This window comes from Chryseobacterium lathyri (assembly GCF_019970085.1).
Taxonomy (GTDB): domain Bacteria; phylum Bacteroidota; class Bacteroidia; order Flavobacteriales; family Weeksellaceae; genus Chryseobacterium; species Chryseobacterium lathyri.
This window is the reverse complement of sequence record NZ_JAHXYG010000006.1, coordinates 79,987-98,438: the sequence shown is the minus strand read 5'-3', so window position 1 is coordinate 98,438 and position 18,452 is coordinate 79,987. Positions and strand designations below refer to the sequence as shown.

10 protein-coding genes are annotated in these 18,452 nt (G+C 37.7%); 4 read left to right on the top strand and 6 right to left on the bottom strand.

Annotated features, from left to right (window positions below; translation table 11 throughout):
• Positions 1–2 precede the first annotated feature (2 nt).
• Both LC418_RS18775 and argS read left to right on the top strand, forming a co-directional pair.
• Positions 3–1,424, top strand: coding sequence for a SusD/RagB family nutrient-binding outer membrane lipoprotein (locus tag LC418_RS18775; protein ID WP_223560259.1), 1,422 nt, complete (start codon positions 3–5; stop codon positions 1,422–1,424).
• 131 nt (positions 1,425–1,555) lie between these two features.
• Positions 1,556–3,316 carry an arginine--tRNA ligase gene (gene argS, locus LC418_RS18770; RefSeq protein ID WP_223560258.1) on the top strand — a complete coding sequence of 587 codons (1,761 nt, stop codon included), beginning with the start codon at positions 1,556–1,558 and terminating at the stop codon, positions 3,314–3,316.
• A gap of 106 nt (positions 3,317–3,422) precedes the next feature.
• Here the strand turns inward: argS and LC418_RS18765 are convergent, their stop codons facing one another.
• From LC418_RS18765 to ccoN, 5 genes are all read right to left on the bottom strand, one after another.
• The gene (locus tag LC418_RS18765) at positions 3,423–4,355 is read right to left on the bottom strand and encodes a YihY/virulence factor BrkB family protein (protein WP_111955227.1); all 933 of its coding nucleotides are present in this window, start codon (positions 4,353–4,355) and stop codon (positions 3,423–3,425) included.
• Position 4,356: 1 nt separating this feature from the next.
• Complete coding sequence (tamL, locus tag LC418_RS18760) at positions 4,357–6,681, bottom strand: translocation and assembly module lipoprotein TamL (protein WP_111955225.1); 2,325 nt, start codon at positions 6,679–6,681, stop codon at positions 4,357–4,359.
• Complete coding sequence (locus tag LC418_RS18755) at positions 6,681–11,711, bottom strand: translocation/assembly module TamB domain-containing protein (protein WP_223560257.1); 5,031 nt, start codon at positions 11,709–11,711, stop codon at positions 6,681–6,683. The genes tamL and LC418_RS18755 overlap by 1 nt, the downstream gene beginning before the upstream one ends.
• Before the next feature lie 466 nt (positions 11,712–12,177).
• On the bottom strand, positions 12,178–13,065 hold the full coding sequence (locus tag LC418_RS18750; RefSeq protein ID WP_223560256.1) for a cbb3-type cytochrome c oxidase N-terminal domain-containing protein: 888 nt from the start codon (positions 13,063–13,065) through the stop codon (positions 12,178–12,180).
• Between the two features lie 18 nt (positions 13,066–13,083).
• Positions 13,084–15,363 (bottom strand): cytochrome-c oxidase, cbb3-type subunit I, encoded by a 2,280-nt coding sequence (gene ccoN, locus LC418_RS18745; protein ID WP_223560255.1) that lies wholly within the window; start codon positions 15,361–15,363, stop codon positions 13,084–13,086.
• 184 nt (positions 15,364–15,547) lie between these two features.
• Between ccoN and LC418_RS18740 the strand changes: the two genes are divergently transcribed.
• Both LC418_RS18740 and LC418_RS18735 read left to right on the top strand, forming a co-directional pair.
• Positions 15,548–15,841, top strand: coding sequence for a helix-turn-helix domain-containing protein (locus tag LC418_RS18740; protein WP_111955217.1), 294 nt, complete (start codon positions 15,548–15,550; stop codon positions 15,839–15,841).
• A gap of 117 nt (positions 15,842–15,958) precedes the next feature.
• Complete coding sequence (locus LC418_RS18735; RefSeq protein ID WP_223560254.1) at positions 15,959–17,404, top strand: amino acid permease; 1,446 nt, start codon at positions 15,959–15,961, stop codon at positions 17,402–17,404.
• Positions 17,405–17,990: 586 nt separating this feature from the next.
• Here the strand turns inward: LC418_RS18735 and LC418_RS18730 are convergent.
• Positions 17,991–18,224, bottom strand: a complete 234-nt coding sequence (locus LC418_RS18730) for a hypothetical protein (RefSeq protein ID WP_223560253.1) — start codon at positions 18,222–18,224, stop codon at positions 17,991–17,993.
• Positions 18,225–18,452: the final 228 nt, after the last annotated feature.

Sequence of the window (18,452 nt, the reverse complement as noted above, 5' to 3'; positions counted from 1 at the left end):
AAATGAAAAATATTATAAAAATAAGTTTGGTATCTGCATGTATTGGGTTAGCTTTAAGTTCTTGTCAAAGTGATTTAACTTCTCTTAACGACGACCCTAAACATCCATCAGTTCTTCCATCTGATAATCTGTTAGCGACTGCCATGTATCAGTCATCTTACTATATGGATAATCCAAGTGTGAACTTTAATAATTACAGATTCTTTACACAACAATGGGCGGAAACTCAATATCCGGATGAAACTCAATATAATTTGGTAACCCGTAACCAGCCTCGTAACCATTTTAACAGAATGTATGTTTACAGTATCAATAACCTGAAACAGGCAAAAATGAATCTGGTTAATGAAGTAGAGACGGATGATATACGTACAAACAAGTTGGCAACCTTAGAAATTGAAGAAATTTTTATCTGGGAAAATATTGTGGATACTTATGGGGATGTTCCTTATTCTGAAGCGTTCAAACCTAATGAGATTTTAACCCCTAAATATGATGATGCCAAGACTATTTATCTTGACTTAATCAAAAGAATTGATGCTGCTACTGCTACTATAAAGCCCGCAGCTACAGGTTATGCTGATTTGGTATACGGTGGTAATATGACTAAATGGAAGAAGTTTGCTAACTCTATTAAATTGAGATTAGGAATGAATTTGGCAGATGTTGACCCAGCATTATCAAAGACAACTGTTGAATCTGCCATTGCAAGTGGGGTAATTTCTTCTGATGATGAAGCTTACAAATTCAAATATGACGGAGGGACTTTCTCCAACCCAGTATATGATAATTTAGTAGCTTCCAACAGAAATGACTTTATTCCAAGTCAGTTAACTATTAATACCATGAGTAGTTTATCAGATCCAAGAATGGACGTATGGTTTACAAAAGTTGGAGGAGTTTATAAAGGAGGAGTTTTCGGAGAATTAAATGATCCTTATACTAATTTCTCACAATTAAGTCCTTATTTCAGATCTGCAACTACTGCTTCAAATTTATTGAGTTATGCGGAAGTGTCCTTCTTAAAAGCTGAAGCTGCAGCAAGAGGATACTCTGTTGGAGGTACTGCTGCAGATCTTTATATTGCTGCTGTAACAGAATCTATGAGAGAAAATGGAGTAAGTACGGCCAATACAGTAACGTATTTAGCTGCTAATCCATTTAATGTGGCAAACTGGAAACAATCTATCGGTACACAAGCTTGGATTGCAATGTTTAACAAAGGATTTGCAAGCTGGAATTTTACAAGACGTTTGGATAGTCCAACACTTGTTAATCCTCCAAAGTCTAATTTATCATCTGTACCTTACAGAATGCCATATTCCGATCAGGAGTATGTCTTAAACGGGGCTAACGTTAACGCAGCTGCCAGTAAAATTGGTGGAGATAAAGCAACAACAAAACTTTTCTGGGATAAATTTTAATCCCTTAGTATATTTAACATTCATATCAAAACCGCCTTCGGGCGGTTTTTTTATTTCCGTATATTTGTATCTCAAATTTGAGATGAAATAAGGCTATTCCATGTGGCCTTTAAAAAGTTAATATATAACACATGAATATTAAAGATAGTATAGAAAAGAAACTTGCAGAGGTTATTTTAAATGTATACCAGTTAAAAGATATCCATCTGGAGATTCAGGAAAATAAAACGGAATTTGAAGGTGATTTTACCATTGTAACATTTCCATTGGTTAAACAGCTGAAAAAAAATCCGGAAAGTATTGGCGTTGAACTGGGAGAAGCTTTAACTGAGCAGTCTGATCTGTTTGAAAGTTTTAATGTGGTGAAGGGGTTTCTTAATGTTAAGGTACAGAACCAGCTGTTTGTGGATAATTTCAGATCTGTGAGCAATGATTTTGATACGATTGAAAAGAAAAATTCTACAGTGATGGTGGAATATTCTTCTCCAAATACAAACAAGCCACTTCACCTGGGACACGTAAGAAACAACCTGTTAGGTTTTTCTGTAGCTCAAATCTTAAAAGAGGCCGGTTATGATGTGATTAAATCACAAATCATTAACGACCGAGGAATTCATATCTGCAAATCGATGTTGGCCTGGGAGAAATTCGGACATGGAGAAACTCCTGAAACATCCCATATAAAAGGAGATAAATTTGTTGGAAACTACTATGTAGAATTTGATAAGAACTATAAAAAAGAAATTGCCGAACTTGTAGGTCAGGGAATAGAAGAAGAGCAGGCTAAAAAAGAGGCTCCTTTGATCAAAGAAGCTCAGAAAATGCTTGTAGATTGGGAAAACGGAGATCAGCAGGTAAGAGATCTTTGGAACGAAATGAATTCCTGGGTTTATAAAGGATTCAATGAAACTTACAAAAGATTGGGAGTAGATTTTGATCAGGTTCAGTACGAAAGCAATACGTATATTTTAGGAAAAGATCTGATCCAGGAAGGATTGGACAAAGGTATTCTTTATCAGAAAGAAGATGGCTCCGTATGGTGTGATCTTACCGATGAAGGCCTTGATCAGAAACTGCTGCTTCGTTCAGACGGAACTTCGGTTTATATGACTCAGGATTTGGGAACGGCTGTTCAGCGTTTCAAGGAAAATAATATTCAGAAGCTGATCTATACAGTAGGAAACGAGCAGGATTATCACTTCCAGGTTTTATTTAAAATCATGAAGAAGTTGGGATATTCCTGGGCAGATCAATTGTTCCATCTTTCTTACGGAATGGTAGAACTTCCTGAAGGAAAAATGAAGTCCCGTGAAGGAACCGTAGTGGATGCAGATGATCTCATGCAGGAAATGTATGGGACAGCAAAATCTATCACTACAGAATTAGGAAAACTGGAAGGGCTTTCTGAAGAAGAAAAAGAAGTTTCTTATGAGATAATAGGATTAGCTGCGTTGAAATATTTTATGCTAAAGGTAGATCCAAAGAAAAAAATGATGTTTAATCCTGCTGAAAGTGTAGAGTTTTCAGGAAATACAGGTCCGTTTATTCTTTATACCTATGCACGTATTCAATCCTTGCTTTCAAAAGCCGGCGTAGATTACAAGGAAATTTCTGATGTAACCTTAAATCAATACGAGAAAGAACTGATCATGTTATTGACAAATTATAAAACTGTGGTTGCGAAATCAGCAGAAGCATTAAGCCCTGCTTTAGTAGCGAACTATGTTTATGATCTGGTTAAATCTTATAATTCATTCTATCAGAGTAATATCATTCTGAAACTGGAAGATGAAAAATTAAAACAATTCCGTTTAAATTTATCTGACCTGATAGCTAAAACGATCAAAAAATCATTAGCATTGCTCGGTATCGGAACTGTAGACAGAATGTAAAAAATAAAGCCTCCTGAAATTTTTGGGAGGCTTTTTTATGTGTAAAATGTATTAATGATAAACAACCATTAATGTTACTATTTTGTAACTACGTATTCCAAGGTTATCATATTTCTTTCAACTCATCCTCTCTTTTGCTATCTCTGTACAACTTTGCAGCACTCCATTTTGCGTGCTTGGAAAGAACAACCTTATAGCCTTTTTTGTAGTTATACACTTTCGTAAATTCGGCTCCGAAAAAGATAAGCATACAGGAATAATTAATCCACATCATAATTAAAATAACGGTTCCTGCGGCTCCAAAAGTAGATGTAGGTTTAAAATTACCAAAATAAAGGCTCAGTAAAAATTTACCCAGTGTAAATAAAATGGTGGTCAGTAAAGCTCCTTTCCATACAGGTTTCCAACTGATTTTGATATCAGGAAGCACTTTGAACATAAGTGCAAATAAAAGCATCACCAATCCAAAACCAATGGCAAAATTCACCAACTCTACAAGCATATAAGTCTCAAGACCAAAGTAATTGGTAATCCAATTGTTAAACAGGCTGATCATTGAAGATAAAATCATTGTGATCATCAGTAAAAAACCTAAAATCAGGATCATTCCTAATGAGTTGGCTCTGTCCAAAAGAAATTTCACCAGGGCTTTTTTAGGAGCAGCTTCCACATCCCAAAGCGTATTCAAAGTATGCTGCAGCTGAAAAAATAAAGTAGTGGAACCAAAAACTAACGATCCGATCCCTACAATTTTCATAAAAATATTTTGCTTGTCAATGAGTGCTCCCGCAATCATCCCTTCAATACTTTTAGCAACGTCTTTTCCCATCAATCCGCTGATCTGGTTGCTGATCTCACCGCGGATGGCTTCCTCACCAAAAAAATTTCCTGCAATCCAGATAATAATAATCAATAATCCCGGGATGGAAAAAATCGCATAATAGGCAAGACTTGCCGAATCTTTTGATGCGGAAGAATTGTTCCATTCAGCGAAGGTATCTTTCAGTACCTCCCAGAAAAATTTGATGGTATTGATCATATTAGAAAGGATATCCGATGGCTATATTTAAAACTAAATTATCTTTTCTCCATTGTGAATCTCCGAAATTGATCCTGTTAAATGCCCATCGGTCGCCTTTTTCATAATAAGGAACCCTTAAAGGCATTGCCAGGTCAAGTCTCAAAATCAGGATGGAAAAATCAAGTCTTAGGCCAACTCCGGCTCCCACTGCAATTTCACTTAAAAATTCTTTGGAAAATTTCCCTCCCGGTCTGTCCTTATCATCATTGATCAACCAGACATTTCCTGCGTCGACAAAAGCCGCAACATTCAGAAATTTATAAATATTAGCTCGATATTCAGCGTTTAATTCTAATTTGATATCTCCAGCCTGATCTAGCAGAGTACCTTTTTCAATCGTTCGGGGATCAAAACTTCCAGGACCCAAAGTTCTTGCACGGAAAGCACGGATACTGTTGCTTCCTCCTGCGAAAAACTGTTTGGAGAAAGGAATGAATTCCGAATTTCCATATGGATAGGCTATCCCGCCGATAAACCTGCTGGCGAATGAACTTTTTTCAGTGAATTTATGGTAGAATCTGAAATCATGTTCCATTTTTGCATATTGACTGAATGGAACCCCGAAGATTTTCTTTTCTTTATCTTTTTTTACATTGGCTCCCGTCACCAAACCGGTAATATTTCCTGCAAGATCCAATGTTCCCTTATAATAGATGGTATTCGTTTTGGGAAGCATTGTATTGGTATACGTATACGAATAAGTTGGTCCGAATATAAGTTGCTTTTCAACCACTCTTCGTGCAGCGGGGGTGGTTGCCTGCTTAAGGAATTCATCGGTTACTTTGGCAGGAGAAACTAAGGTAATATCAATGACCTTCAGATCATGTTCTTTTCTTGCATTCTCTTTCCATACATATCCAAATGAAGCAGTAAAATTATTAAGCGTATAAAATTGTGTACGGTTTTGAAATTCATAGCCTAAAGTAATATTTGTTCTCGGAACAAAAGCACTTGAAGAATTAAAACGGAAAGGCGCTACAATTCTTGGAATCGAAAGCTGAACATTCGTTCCTGCACGGAAGAGGTTCTTTGCATTCTCCTGACCTCCCATCTGAAAATCAAAAGCTCCGTAAACAGCTGCCTTAAACTGTTCGGCTCCTCTGAAAAAATTTCTGTGCGTCCAGTTCAGGTTTAATTCACTACCTGCATAATTGGCGGAATTGGTTCTTCCCAAAGCTTCCAGCCTCAGCGACTGAATTTGTCTCGGGGTCAGTAAATAATAAGCATCAAACTGATGTTTTAATGAATCCGAAACAATGAATTCATTTTTTACAAATTTAAAAACCCCCAGACTGATCAGACGGTTAAGCGTAAGGTTGTGATTGGAACGGTTGTAAAGATCCCCTTTCTTAAAATACAGAGCTCTGTCGAAAATCTTAGGTTTGAATTTATGCTGAGGATCAATTACATAAATATCATTGTACGCATATTTAGAAAGTGAATCCGTATTCATCGGAACGCTGTACTTGCCTCGCTTTACGTCCTGTATATTATAATTAGGAAATACAATGACCTTGTCAATACTGAACTGCTGCGTTGCCAGATCTGGAGTATTGTCTTTTAATTTTACGTTAAGCTCAACCTTATGATTTTTACTTACCGTACTGTCTGCCTGAACAATAATATTATCAGGATTGAAATAATAGAATCCCCTTTCCTTTAAACCATTATCAATACGTTCTCTTTCATCTTTAATCACGTCAAGGTCAAAAGGTTTTCCGGGTTTAAGCAAAGTTTTATTTGTTAAACTTTGAATTTCTTTATTGACAAGAGAAGAATCCTGCTGAAACTTAACATTACTGATGAAGTATCTTGAGCCCGGCCTTAAAGTATAAATTACCTTTGCCTTTTTATTTTTGGAAACCGTATCATAGGTAGCTCTGGCATTGAAATAGCCTTTGTTTTCAGAATAGTTTTCAATGATTTTTCTGTTGAATTCCCGATCTACATCCCCTAGCAGAACAGGTTTTTCGCCTGCTTTATATTTCAGCCAGTAATTGAACCCTTTATCTTTTTTAGGCTCTTTGGCGATGTTATAAAAATACAATCTCGGACGGAGCCCTAATATGGTGGAATTAGGCTTTGGAACCAGATTTTCTTCCAATGCAGACTGAAGCTCATTTTTCTCCTTCTTGGAGATGGTATCATTCTCTATTTTCACTTCTCCACCTACGTAAAGCATCTGGTCTTCCTTCAGGAATTTTGTATTGCTGCATGAGAAAGTAACAGCCGCAAATCCTGAAACAAATAGGTATTTCCAATATATATTAAATCTGATTTTCATTATTTAAATTCTACTACCTGGTTATTTTTGTTTTCTTTTTTACGTCTGTCCTTCTTGGATTTTTGAAAAATCTCCCGGAATTTATCATAGTCTAAAGTGATGATAAATCCTAATCCCGTTTCTATAATCTGTCCCTGAAGAGCTACCTGATACTCATCCTTACGATAAGCCCGAAGCATATATCTTCCGTCTTTTGAAAGACTGTAGTCTACAGTGACGTTTCCTGCAATATTTGTTGTATTCTCATTTTGGCGCGCTTCACCTTCCAGGGCAAAATTACTTCCCACAGAAACTTTCAGGCGGTCATTCAGTAATTTTTTGCTTACTCCCACATTCAGGTCCGTTCTTGTATTCTTTGTTCCGCTTGAATAATCTTCAGAAGAATCAAGACCCAGATCAATATCAACCCCTTTGATCAATCCTGAAGCCAGATTATTCAGCTGCTGGGATAGAATTTTACTCACACTCTGTCTGGCCATCATCTCAGCTGACATTCCTGCACCGGATTCAAACGGATTCTCCCCAATGAAACGGTTCAGCAGCAGAAGAGCAAAAACCTGTTTGTTCATTTCCGATTCCTGTGTTCTGAGCTGAGTAAGTTTTTGGTCTACAATATCAGTTACCGTTGAGGATACAGAATTGTTTTTTTCGTCTGTAGTAATATCAAAAGTGATTTGCGGTTTCAGAAGCTCACCTTTCATTTTTAATAAAGTGTTGAAAGGTATTCTCTGTTTAAACTGATTCATTACAGACGCATCTTCCCCGCTTACCTGTTGCTCAACGAGATCTATAGGCGGAGCTTCCGTTTTATAGACTGCGGTAATATCCATTGTTGCTGCGGTAGGCTCTCCGGTCCAGGTAATGGTGCTTCCTTTCTGAATATCGAATTTACGTTTCAGAAGACTTACAGAAAGTTCATAAGATCCTTTTTCCACTTCATACACTCCCACAAGAGTTGTTTTCCCCGACGGGTCTATTCCTCCGGTCAGTTCCGCTTCACCCTGAAGTTTTACAAAATCTCCGTTAGCTTTATCAATAACAATAGACAGTTTAGCTTCTTTACTTACTTCAATATTTACACTTACATCCATTCCTTTGAAACGGCTTTGTGCTTTCAGCGAATCGGCAATGATGGTTTTATTTAAAACTACCTGATCCTGATCGATAAATTCTACAATTCCGTCTCTTTCCTGCAGAGAGGGGCTGGACTGTGGAAGAACAAAAGTGAAATCCGTATCATCAGAAACCGACAGCCTGCCGTCAACTTTTGGAAGATCTAAATTTCCTCTGATATGAAGTCCTGCATCAATCGCAAGAATCCCATACATCATCGCATCATTGGATTTTTCTGAATTAACTACTTTGAAGTCTTTGGCGTTCACATCCAGGTTGAATGCAAAATCCCTGTAAGTCTGAGTAAGAATCTGCCCATTGATCACAAGAGAATTTCCATCCTTATCATTTATTTTAAACTTATTAAGCTCGATTCCTCGGTTTGTAAAATCAATTTCGTCATTCAATTTTCTGAAATCGCTGCCTGTTTTTGTAATTTCAAGTCCGGCATCATTGAATTTTACTTTACCTAAAATATTGGGTTTATCTGTATTTCCGGTGATTTTTAAATTTCCTGAAAGATAGCCTTCCGTATTCGTTATCGCATTCATGGAAAAGCCCTGAACACTCTTCATCTGGAGCTGGTTGATAGCCATATTCAGATCAAATGTACTGGAAGAAGTATTGTAATCTCCAAGAATTTTCACATCATTGTTATTGCCGGAAAGAGCAACATCAGCATTTAAAATATTCGGTGAAGTGTTGTTCACTTTTACCGCCAGATTTCCAACCGGGCTTCCGTACACAATCAGATCTGTAATATTAAGATCGGAAGTGAAGGTCATGTTTTTCGTGACATCTCTAAGCTGAGCTGTTCCGTTAATGGTTCCTTTTGCAAGGACCGTATCTTTTTTGATGAGTTCAGTAATGGTTTCAATTTTAAAATCTTTTAATGAAACATTTAAAGGGCTGGTTGGGCGGTCGGTTTCAGACTGAAGCGAAATTTCACTTCCGCCATTGGACAGGATGAAATGATCTGCTAAAATCCCCTGGCTGCTGATCTGGATTTTATTGTTTTCAGCAACATTCCAGTCCGAATAATTTAATTTCAAACCGTTCGGGTTCAGAGAAATTTCTGTAATGTCATTCAAAGATTTGGCATTTCCTGCAATCAGAAACTGTGTGGCATCTTTATCATCTTTTGTGGTAATATTGTAATTGATGATATTATTGGCAACATCTCCGTTGACTGCAATTTTTTTCAGGGTGAAGCTGGAGCTTTTTAAAGCACCTGCGTTAAGGCTGTACTGTAGCGCCTGATTTTCATTGGTTACTTTTAAAGCAACATTTTCCAACGAATTTTCACCATATAATAATTGCGGGATCTGCCCGTCTATTTCTATTTTTTGAGAATCTGCATCATAATTTCCGGCTAAATTGATGGTTTCAAAACTTTTCAGATCCGGAACAAATTTCCTGATCAGGTCATCATTTTTGATCTTTGCATTGAATGTGAAAAACTGCCCCGGATCAATTTTCTGTCCATTGACAGGCTTCTGGAACTGATAATACTGGTTGATAGTCTGAGTTAACGCCCCAAAGATTTGAGTCAGTTTATATTTTCCGATTAAAGAAACATCAGCAATCTGAGAATTGAAAATAACCTTCGTTGAATCCTGTGTGGAAGAAGCTTTCAGATTCATTTCCTGTACAGGATAAACCTCTTTGGTATCTGAAAAAGCAAAATCTTTCAGGTTTAGGTAACCGTTTAAAGCATCTGGATTGAGGCTTGAAAAATCACCATCAATTTTTCCGGCAATAATCATTGGTTTTTCATAGAATCCAAGTTTATTCACATCGAGCTTGATCACTTCACCATTGATCTTTACCGTAGGATTTTTTTCGCTGTAGACTCCGGAAGCTATTAAATTCAGATTGGCGTTCGGGTCTTTTGAGTTCAAAACGATATTATAAACACCACGGTTTATTTTACCTGTTAAATCCATGTTCTGATAATGGTATCCTTTGTAGACAGCTGATGCTACATGACCTTTCAGATTAGCGTTGGCATTTTTGAAATCAAAGCTTTCGCCTTTTGCTGAAATTTGTGCGGTAACAGGACCAATATCTTTATTTTGAATGATCTTTCCAACCTGAACAGCCTGAAGATTGGCTTTTACATCATACAGTTCCCGGTTTTTTCTACTCATGTCCACATCAGCAATAATACCGGCATTTCCAAGGGTAGAGTAGAGGTTCAGGTCTGCCTTAACTACTTTTGTTGTTCCTTTTGCATTTCCTTTGATGCTGAAATGAGAAGGCAGGGATATATTGGAAGGAATTGTATTTTTCGGAACCAGATTGTACACTGTTTTAGCTTCTGCTGAAAATTCTCCAATTCTAAGATCATAATACAGGTTTTCAGGCTTCATCGCATTCCTGATTCTTCCTGATGCAGCAACTCTCAACTGATCCAGTCCTGAGACTTTAAGATCTTTGATCAGAAGGTCATTCACCATTCCCTGAACGTTGGCATTGACATTCAGTATAGCGTTCGGATATTTGTTGAAGGGAACAGTATTTCGTAAAGTCGGAACAATGTTTAAAATATCGGCGAAACCTATTTTGGAATCTTTAATGTTAGCTGAAATTTTTACAGCGCCCGGGTTTGAAGTCAGCTGGTCAAGGGAGTCATAATTTAAAATCACCTCATCACGGATCAGTGTCTTCGGGGTTTGCAGATAAAGATCTTTCAGGTAAGCCTGTTTTTCTGCATACACAAAATCTGCATTGAATTTCTGGATATTCAAGCCCCTTCCTTCCTGGATTTCTGCTGAATTCACTGTGCCTGCAAAAGTATTGTTCTCCATTTTGAAGCGTCTTACCTCCACGTTCATTTTAGAAAAGTTCATGTGGTTGAAATCCATTCCCTGTTTGGTAGGAGCCATAGCTGTGTTATTGTAAATGGCTTTTACATCATTTAGGACAAGCTTCCCAAGATGCAGTTTCATGGCTTTCTCCTTGTCTGAAACTTTTGAAATTTCAGGTTCTTTTTGATCTTTCGGATTGGCGTCCTGCGCAGGAAGATACAGATTGGCGTTAATATCTGCCCCGGAAAGAAAAACATTGGAAATATTGTAGGAATTATTCTCAAGATCAAGTTTATTGGCCTTCGTACTTAATTCTTTAAACAGAACTTTAGCAAAAGTTTTGGTGTTATCATCACCGTAATCAATATTGAAATTGGTAAGTTTGATTCCTCTGAGACCAATATTCATTGGCTTTTTATTATTAAGAGAATCTACCTTTTTCTCTACTTTTTTAGAGACTTCTCCAACAAGATCCTGCTTTAATTTTAATCTCAGTCCGTCCAGATTAATATCATTAACGGCATAGGTGTTTTTATTAAGGTCAAAAGTTTTAACCCTTGTGTCAAATGATTTGAAATATAACTGAATGTCATTCCTCGACTGTTGGTCGTTGAACGTCACCCCGATATCTTTTAAATTGATCTTATCCAGGGAAATAATAAACGGTTTGGAAGGGCTTTCCTCTTTATCGCTGGTCGCAAAAGCATTGATAATATAATCGAAATTGAAAGTCCCGTTGGGTTTTCGTACTACATTGGCGCGGGCTCCTTCAAGATCTACCGAAGTAATATCAGCTGTGGAACTGATAAGCTTCAGCATGTTTAAGCCCACATCCAGCTTTTTTACAGCAAGAAGTGTATCTACATCCTGGCCTTTAAGGTAAAGGTTTTCCATGATAAGGCTGTTCGGAAACCCTATATGAACCCTTTCCAGGCTTACTTTGGTCTTGATCTTTTTCTCAAGATATACAACCAGTTTATCTTTAATGAAGTTCTGAACGACAGGAAGCCTTAAGCTAAATATCAGAAGGGTAAGAAAAACCAATATTGAAATAAAGGTTATTGCAATACGCTTTAAGAGCTTTCTTTTGTTAATTTTCAGTTTCAAATGCGATTAGGTTTCAAACAAAGATAAGAATACTATTTTATAAGTTCTTTGTTGTGGTATCCTACTAGCAATACAAAAATCCTGCCTTGGCTGCCTTATTATGGAATTTAGTTTAGTAGTTGTCAAGTGAATCAGTTGATAAAGACAGCCAAGGTTTGGATTTTTTCTTTAAAAGCCCCCTTTTAATCATTTTTAATGTTGAAAAGGTTAGCAAAAATGAAATTCAAATGTTAGAGTAGTTTCAAAGGGGGCAAGGAATATATGGAGTTAATAAATTTTGTTAAGTTATGTGAGCTAAGTTTTAAATGACTGGAAGCTGTAAGAGGGAGGCTGGAAGTTATATTGGACATTCATTTTTAACAGTGCTCTTAAACTAGCTTTTAAAAAAAATTAATAAAATGGTTCTGTAAGTCTTCTTTTAGACTTCAATAACTTCCCTCTTCCAGTTTCAAACTTCCCTACTAAATTAATTGTTTCCGTTTTCCCATTTCACTTCTTCACCCTGTGGAGCGGCACCGCCCTGAGCCGGAGTGATAGGAGAAGTTTCCTGGTTGATATGATAAATATAGGCTGCAATTTTTTCAGCATCTCTTCCTGTGATTGTTCCTTCTTTGATGAAAGGTCTCATCGTAGGATTATTGGGAGAGCCGTTTTCAAGCATCCAGAAAACATTTTTAAACAGGCTTTTTTCTTTGATATTGATCCAGTGCGTATCCGTAAGGTTCGGGCCAATGCCTCCTTTTCCGCCGTCACCGTGACAGGTTACGCAGTTGGTTTTGAAAAGTTCCTGGCCTTCTGCTATATGGTCTGCGCTGTATTTTGCCGTTTCCAGGTCAATCTGGGGTGCCGTTTTTTCATATTCGGCTATGGATGCCAGCATTGTTTTTACTTCTTTATCGTATTCTGCTTCTGGGTGGGCATATTCTGTAAAAGCAAAAGCAGTCATATACACGACGCAGAATATGCATCCGAACCAGAAAAGGCCTATCCACCATTTAGGCAGTGAGTTGTCAAGCTCCGTGATTCCGTCAAAACCGTGGTCGATCAAAATATCTTTTTCTTCAGTAGCAGATTGTTTTTTGAACGCTGAATTCCAAAGTTTCTGGTAATACGGAATGCTTTTTTCAGCTAAATATTCTTTCTTTTCCTCTTCCGACAGTCTGCTGAAACTCTCGTTTTCCACCAGATCTCCAATCGAGTTCATGATCAGAAGAAGGATTACAGCGATTACAATAAGTGCCCAGAAAAACGGCGAGGAAAAATAACCTGAGTCTCCGGCGAACATTTCAAACGCCATGATCGTTAAGCCTATCGTTGTTGCGATATATATTGAAATGGGGGTTCTCTTTTTCATTGCAGTCAATTTTAAAGGTTACTCAGCGCTTGCTGTCTGAATCTGTGTTGTTTTAATATCGGTTCCTAATCTTTGCAGGTAGGCGATCATCGCTACAATTTCTCTCTGCTCAAGCGGCACATAAGATGCACCTTTCGCTGTTTTTTCTTTTTCCATTTGATCTTTCACATCCGTGGCCTCAGAATAAATTCTCTGTACAATGGCTTTAGACTGGTTATCTGCCCATTTTCCCGCAGAATCTATTTCTGCTTTTGAATAAGGCACATCGAAAGCATTTTTCATTAACCTCATTTTGTCTACCATTTGAGTACGGTCCAGCTTATTGGTGATCAGCCATGGGAAACGAGGCATAATAGAACCTGCGGATGTAATTCTTGGGTTATACATATGTTTGAAGTGCCACGAATCAGGGTTCCTGCCACCTTCTCTGTGAAGATCCGGTCCGGTTCTTTTGGATCCCCATAAGAAAGGTCTGTCATAAATGAATTCTCCGGCCTTGGAATACTGTCCGTTTTTGCCTTCAAACCTTACGATTTCATCACGGAAAGGGCGGATCATCTGTGAGTGGCAGGAGTTACATCCTTCACGGACGTATAGATCTCTTCCTTCCAGTTCCAGCGGTGTGTAAGGTTTTACAGCTGTAATTGTAGGAACACTCTGTTTCAGTGATAATGTGGGAACGATTTCTATTAATCCACCTATCGCTACAGTGATGAAAGCTAAAATAGAAAGTAGTTTTGGAGTTCTTTCCAGCCAAAGGTGTACACCTTCGCCTTCTTTTCTCGCGGTACCGATGTCTGCCAATGCCGGTGCTTCTGCCGGAACGTTTTTCTGGAATGAGCCCGATCTTACAGTTTTGATCACATTCACCACCATTAAAATTGCTCCTGAAAGATAAAGGATACCTCCTAAGAATCTCATTTTAAAATAAGGAATGATTGCCGTTACCGTATCCAGCCAGTTTTTATACATTAAAGTACCATCCGGGTTGAACTGTTTCCACATCAATCCCTGGGTGAATCCTGAGATATACATCGGAACTGCATAGAAGATAATTCCTAAAGTTCCCAGCCAGAAGTGCCAGTTGGCCAGTTTTTTAGACCATAGCGGTGTTCTCCACATGATAGGGATCAGGTAATACACGACTCCGAAGGCCATGAACCCGTTCCATCCAAGCGCTCCTAAGTGTACGTGCCCGATCACCCAGTCGGTGTAATGCCCGATTTTATTTAAAGATTTTGTGGCTAATAAAGGTCCTTCGAAAGTAGCCATACCATAACAGGTAATCGCTACCACAAAGAATTTAAGGATCGGGTTTTCTCTTACTTTATCCCAGGCTCCTCTTAAGGTAAGAAGGCCGTTCAGCATTCCTCCCCATGATGGAGCGATAAGCATGATAGAGAATCCAGTTCCTACGGCCTGAGCCCATGCCGGAAGCGCCGTATACTGAAGGTGGTGAGGGCCAGCCCAAAGGTATACGAAAATCAGCGACCAAAAGTGAATAATGGATAATTTATAGGAGAATACAGGTCGCTGTGCCGCTTTCGGCATGAAATAGTACATCAGACCTAATACCGGTGTTGTCAGTACGAATGCTACGGCGTTGTGACCGTACCACCACTGTACAAGTGCATCTTTTACGCCGGCATATACAGAATAGGATTTCCAGCTTGTGAATGATAAGGGAACTTCAAGGTTATTAAAGATGTGCAGCATGGCCACGGCGATCCAGGTTGCGATGTAGAACCAGATGGCTACATAAAGATGTCTTACCCTTCTCTTTGCAATGGTTCCGAACATATTGATTCCGAAAATAACCCATGAGAAGGTAATCAGGATATCAATAGGCCACTCGTGTTCTGCGTATTCTTTGGAAGTATTGATTCCCATTAAGAATGTAATCACTACGGCAACGATCATCAGCTGCCAGCTCCAGAAATGGATCCATGAAAGCGTGTCGCTGTACATTCTTGTTTTTAAAAGCCTCTGCATACTGTAGTAAGCACCGCAGAAGAAGGAATTACACACAAAAGCAAAAATAACGGCACTGGTATGGAGCATTCTGATCCTTCCGAATCCCATGGCACCCTGCGTGTTGATAAGGCCCTGGATATTTCCGCTTCTCAGACTCTGGATTGTGGTATCATCTGTCCCGAATAAAAACTCTGGTAATTCAGGGTAGAAAAGCATCAGCGCGGCTGTAAGTCCCAGCAGAAAGCCGACCAGCCCGAATACGATAGTAGCATACAAGAATGCTCTGGCAATGTTATTGTCATAATTGAATTTTTGCGTCTCCATAATTCCAATTGTATTGTACCGAAAATATTTATCCTCTGAAATCAGATGGTATTGACCTTGATTTATATGAAAAAATAAATATCATGTAACGTGTATAATGTTTTGACAAAGGTATTTATTAACTTTGTGTAAGTCTAGTAGGTATCCTTCTAAACTATACTGAAAACTACTAAAAACAAAAACGATGAAAGTATGTGGTCAAAATATCAGGAAAATCCGTAGAAGCAAAGACTTTACGCAGGAGTATATGGCTTTTGAGATGGGCATTTCCCAGAAGGCCTATTCTGACATTGAAAATTCTAAAGTAAAGATCAATCTGGAAATCCTGACGAAGATCTCCGATATCCTGGAAATTAAGCCTTCCGATATCTGCAGTATTTCCCATAAATGCGGAACAGACGGGAATGATGACCGATATCAGTCGCTTTTGGAGTATATGAAAAAGAATAATATTTCAATTCCGGAGGAGTATTTGTAAAGAAATATAGCTTTTTTACTTTTTATTTCTTTAAAACTGAATCTATTGACTGTTCTTACAGCTTCATAGAAGTCAAATTTCTCTAAAGTTTTATATATTTAGGGCATAATTGATTTTATGAGCAGCGAACAGAAAACGGAGCCTAATGATGGGACTCTAGTCAGAGGATTAACCAACAGACATATTCAATTAATTGCCCTCGGAGGAGCCATAGGAACAGGATTGTTTCTTGGGATCGGTCCGGCAGCAGTTTTAGCGGGACCTTCCGTTATTCTGGGATATGCTTTAGCAGGGATTATTGCATTCTTTATTATGCGCCAGCTTGGTGAAATGGTGGTTCAGGAGCCTGTTTCGGGAAGTTTCAGTCATTTTGCCTATAAATACTGGGGGAATTTTCCCGGATTTGCTTCCGGCTGGAATTACTGGATTCTCTATATTCTGGTAAGTATGGCTGAATTGACGGCTATCGGGCATTATATTCATTTTTGGTGGCCCGAAATCCCGCTCTGGGTGTCCAGTTTATTCTTTTTTGTCATGATTACAGCCTTAAATCTGGCTTCTGTAAAAGTGTATGGGGAAACTGAATTTTGGTTTTCTATCATTAAAGTGGTAGCCATTATTGGGATGATCGTTTTTGGTATTTATTTACTGTTGAGCGGTACTGGAGGAGATAAAGCAAGTATATCGAATTTGTGGAACGACGGCGGATTTTTCCCCAAAGGATTTTTTAATAAAGGAGAAGGTGGATTTTCCGGATTGTTTGCCGCTATGGCGATGATCATGTTCTCTTTCGGAGGATTGGAATTAATAGGAATTACGGCTGCGGAAGCTAAAAATCCTGAAAAAACCATTCCTAAAGCGACGAATCAGGTTATTTATCGAATTTTAATTTTCTATGTGGGTGCTTTGGTTATTTTATTTGCATTGAGCCCGTGGAGAGAAATTACAGAAGGTACAAGCCCTTTTGTTATGGTTTTCCAGAATTTAAATGGATTTGAATTCAATATCTTCGGAAAGGTGATCCAGTTCAATGTTTTAATCGCCAATATTCTTAATCTGATTGTTTTAACCGCGGCTTTGTCGGTGTATAACAGCAGTGTTTACAGCAACAGCAGAATGCTTTTCGGACTGGCCCAGCAGGGGAATGCCCCGAAATTTTTAAAGAAACTGAACAAAAACAGCGTTCCTACCAATGCAATTCTGATCTCTTCATGCTTTGCCGGAATCTGTATTATCATCAATAAACTGGTTCCTGAAAAGGCATTTGAGTATTTGATGGCTTTGGTGGTTTCTACTTTAATTATCAATTGGCTGATGATCTGCTATACCCATTTGAAATTCAGGAAAGATAAAGATCAATCGGGCGTGAAGACGTTATTTCCTTCCATATTCTATCCGGTTTCCAATTACATCTGTATCCTGTTTTTAGTCGCTATTTTGGTGTTGATGAGTATTACTGGAATGGAAATTCAGGTGATCTTAATTCCGGTCTGGCTGATTTTCCTGTTTCTGATGTTTAAACTGTATAAACCTAAAACTACAAATATGACTAGTCCTAAATAACAGATTAATAAGATATAAGAAGGATAATTCTTATTTTTCAAAATGAAAATGACATTGGGCTATATTTTCTTTCGATAATATCGGTGTGAACCCTTTTATAACCAGATTTGCTGTAACCAGATCCCGGCTTATTCATCGTAAAATTTTTTATACCAATACATATAGAAAAATGGAGAGAGATGCACACTCTCTCCATTTATTATAAAAACTCATGAAAAAAAGAGGGGTTATGATACCCCGAAAGGAGGCCGGAGTGTGGCTGGCCTCCGGCCAATAACTAAACTTTTAGCCACAAAAAAATATATTTTTTCTGAAGAATTCGTTTTAAACTCTAAGAGGATACATCTAAATCCTGTCAAAATTTCATGTAAGCAAGCTGTCAATGATTAGGAGTAACAGCTATAACACAATATTTAGATTTCATTCATTAAAATGAACATAACAATCTCTTTTGCCTAAGATATTTTTGTCTATAATTTCACGAAAATTATCTTCAAGAGACCCTTTATCTGAAATACCAGAAAATGTTATTGCATTATAGTCTATGTGGATGTTTTTTAAATAACTACTCATTTTTTCAATTATTTTATTCTCTTTTATCCATATTGATATTTCCAAATACTGTTTTGATATATTTAGAACTTACTATATTGTTCTCAAATTCAAGAAACATTATGGTTTTTAATCCCCACCATGTTTTATTCAGTTCATAATACCAAATATTATCAGGATAGAAATTAAAGCCGTCCCCCAATTCTTTTAGCACTTCTACTTTAGACATTCCAAGAAAAGATTGGGTGTGTACAATTTTTTTTATCATATAAATAGCTGTTATTCTGTTAGCCTAAACTCCCCAATCAGAAGAATTAAATAAATCTTCAACACAGTAAACTATTACATTAGAACTTATGAAAAACTTGTAAACTGTTTACTTGTTGAAGATATTATCATTTCAAATGTAAAATTTTTATTGTAGTACTCTTCTGCATTTTATTAGTTCCCTGAATAGAAATTTTGCAGTATCCATAGGTATCTACACTGAGATTAA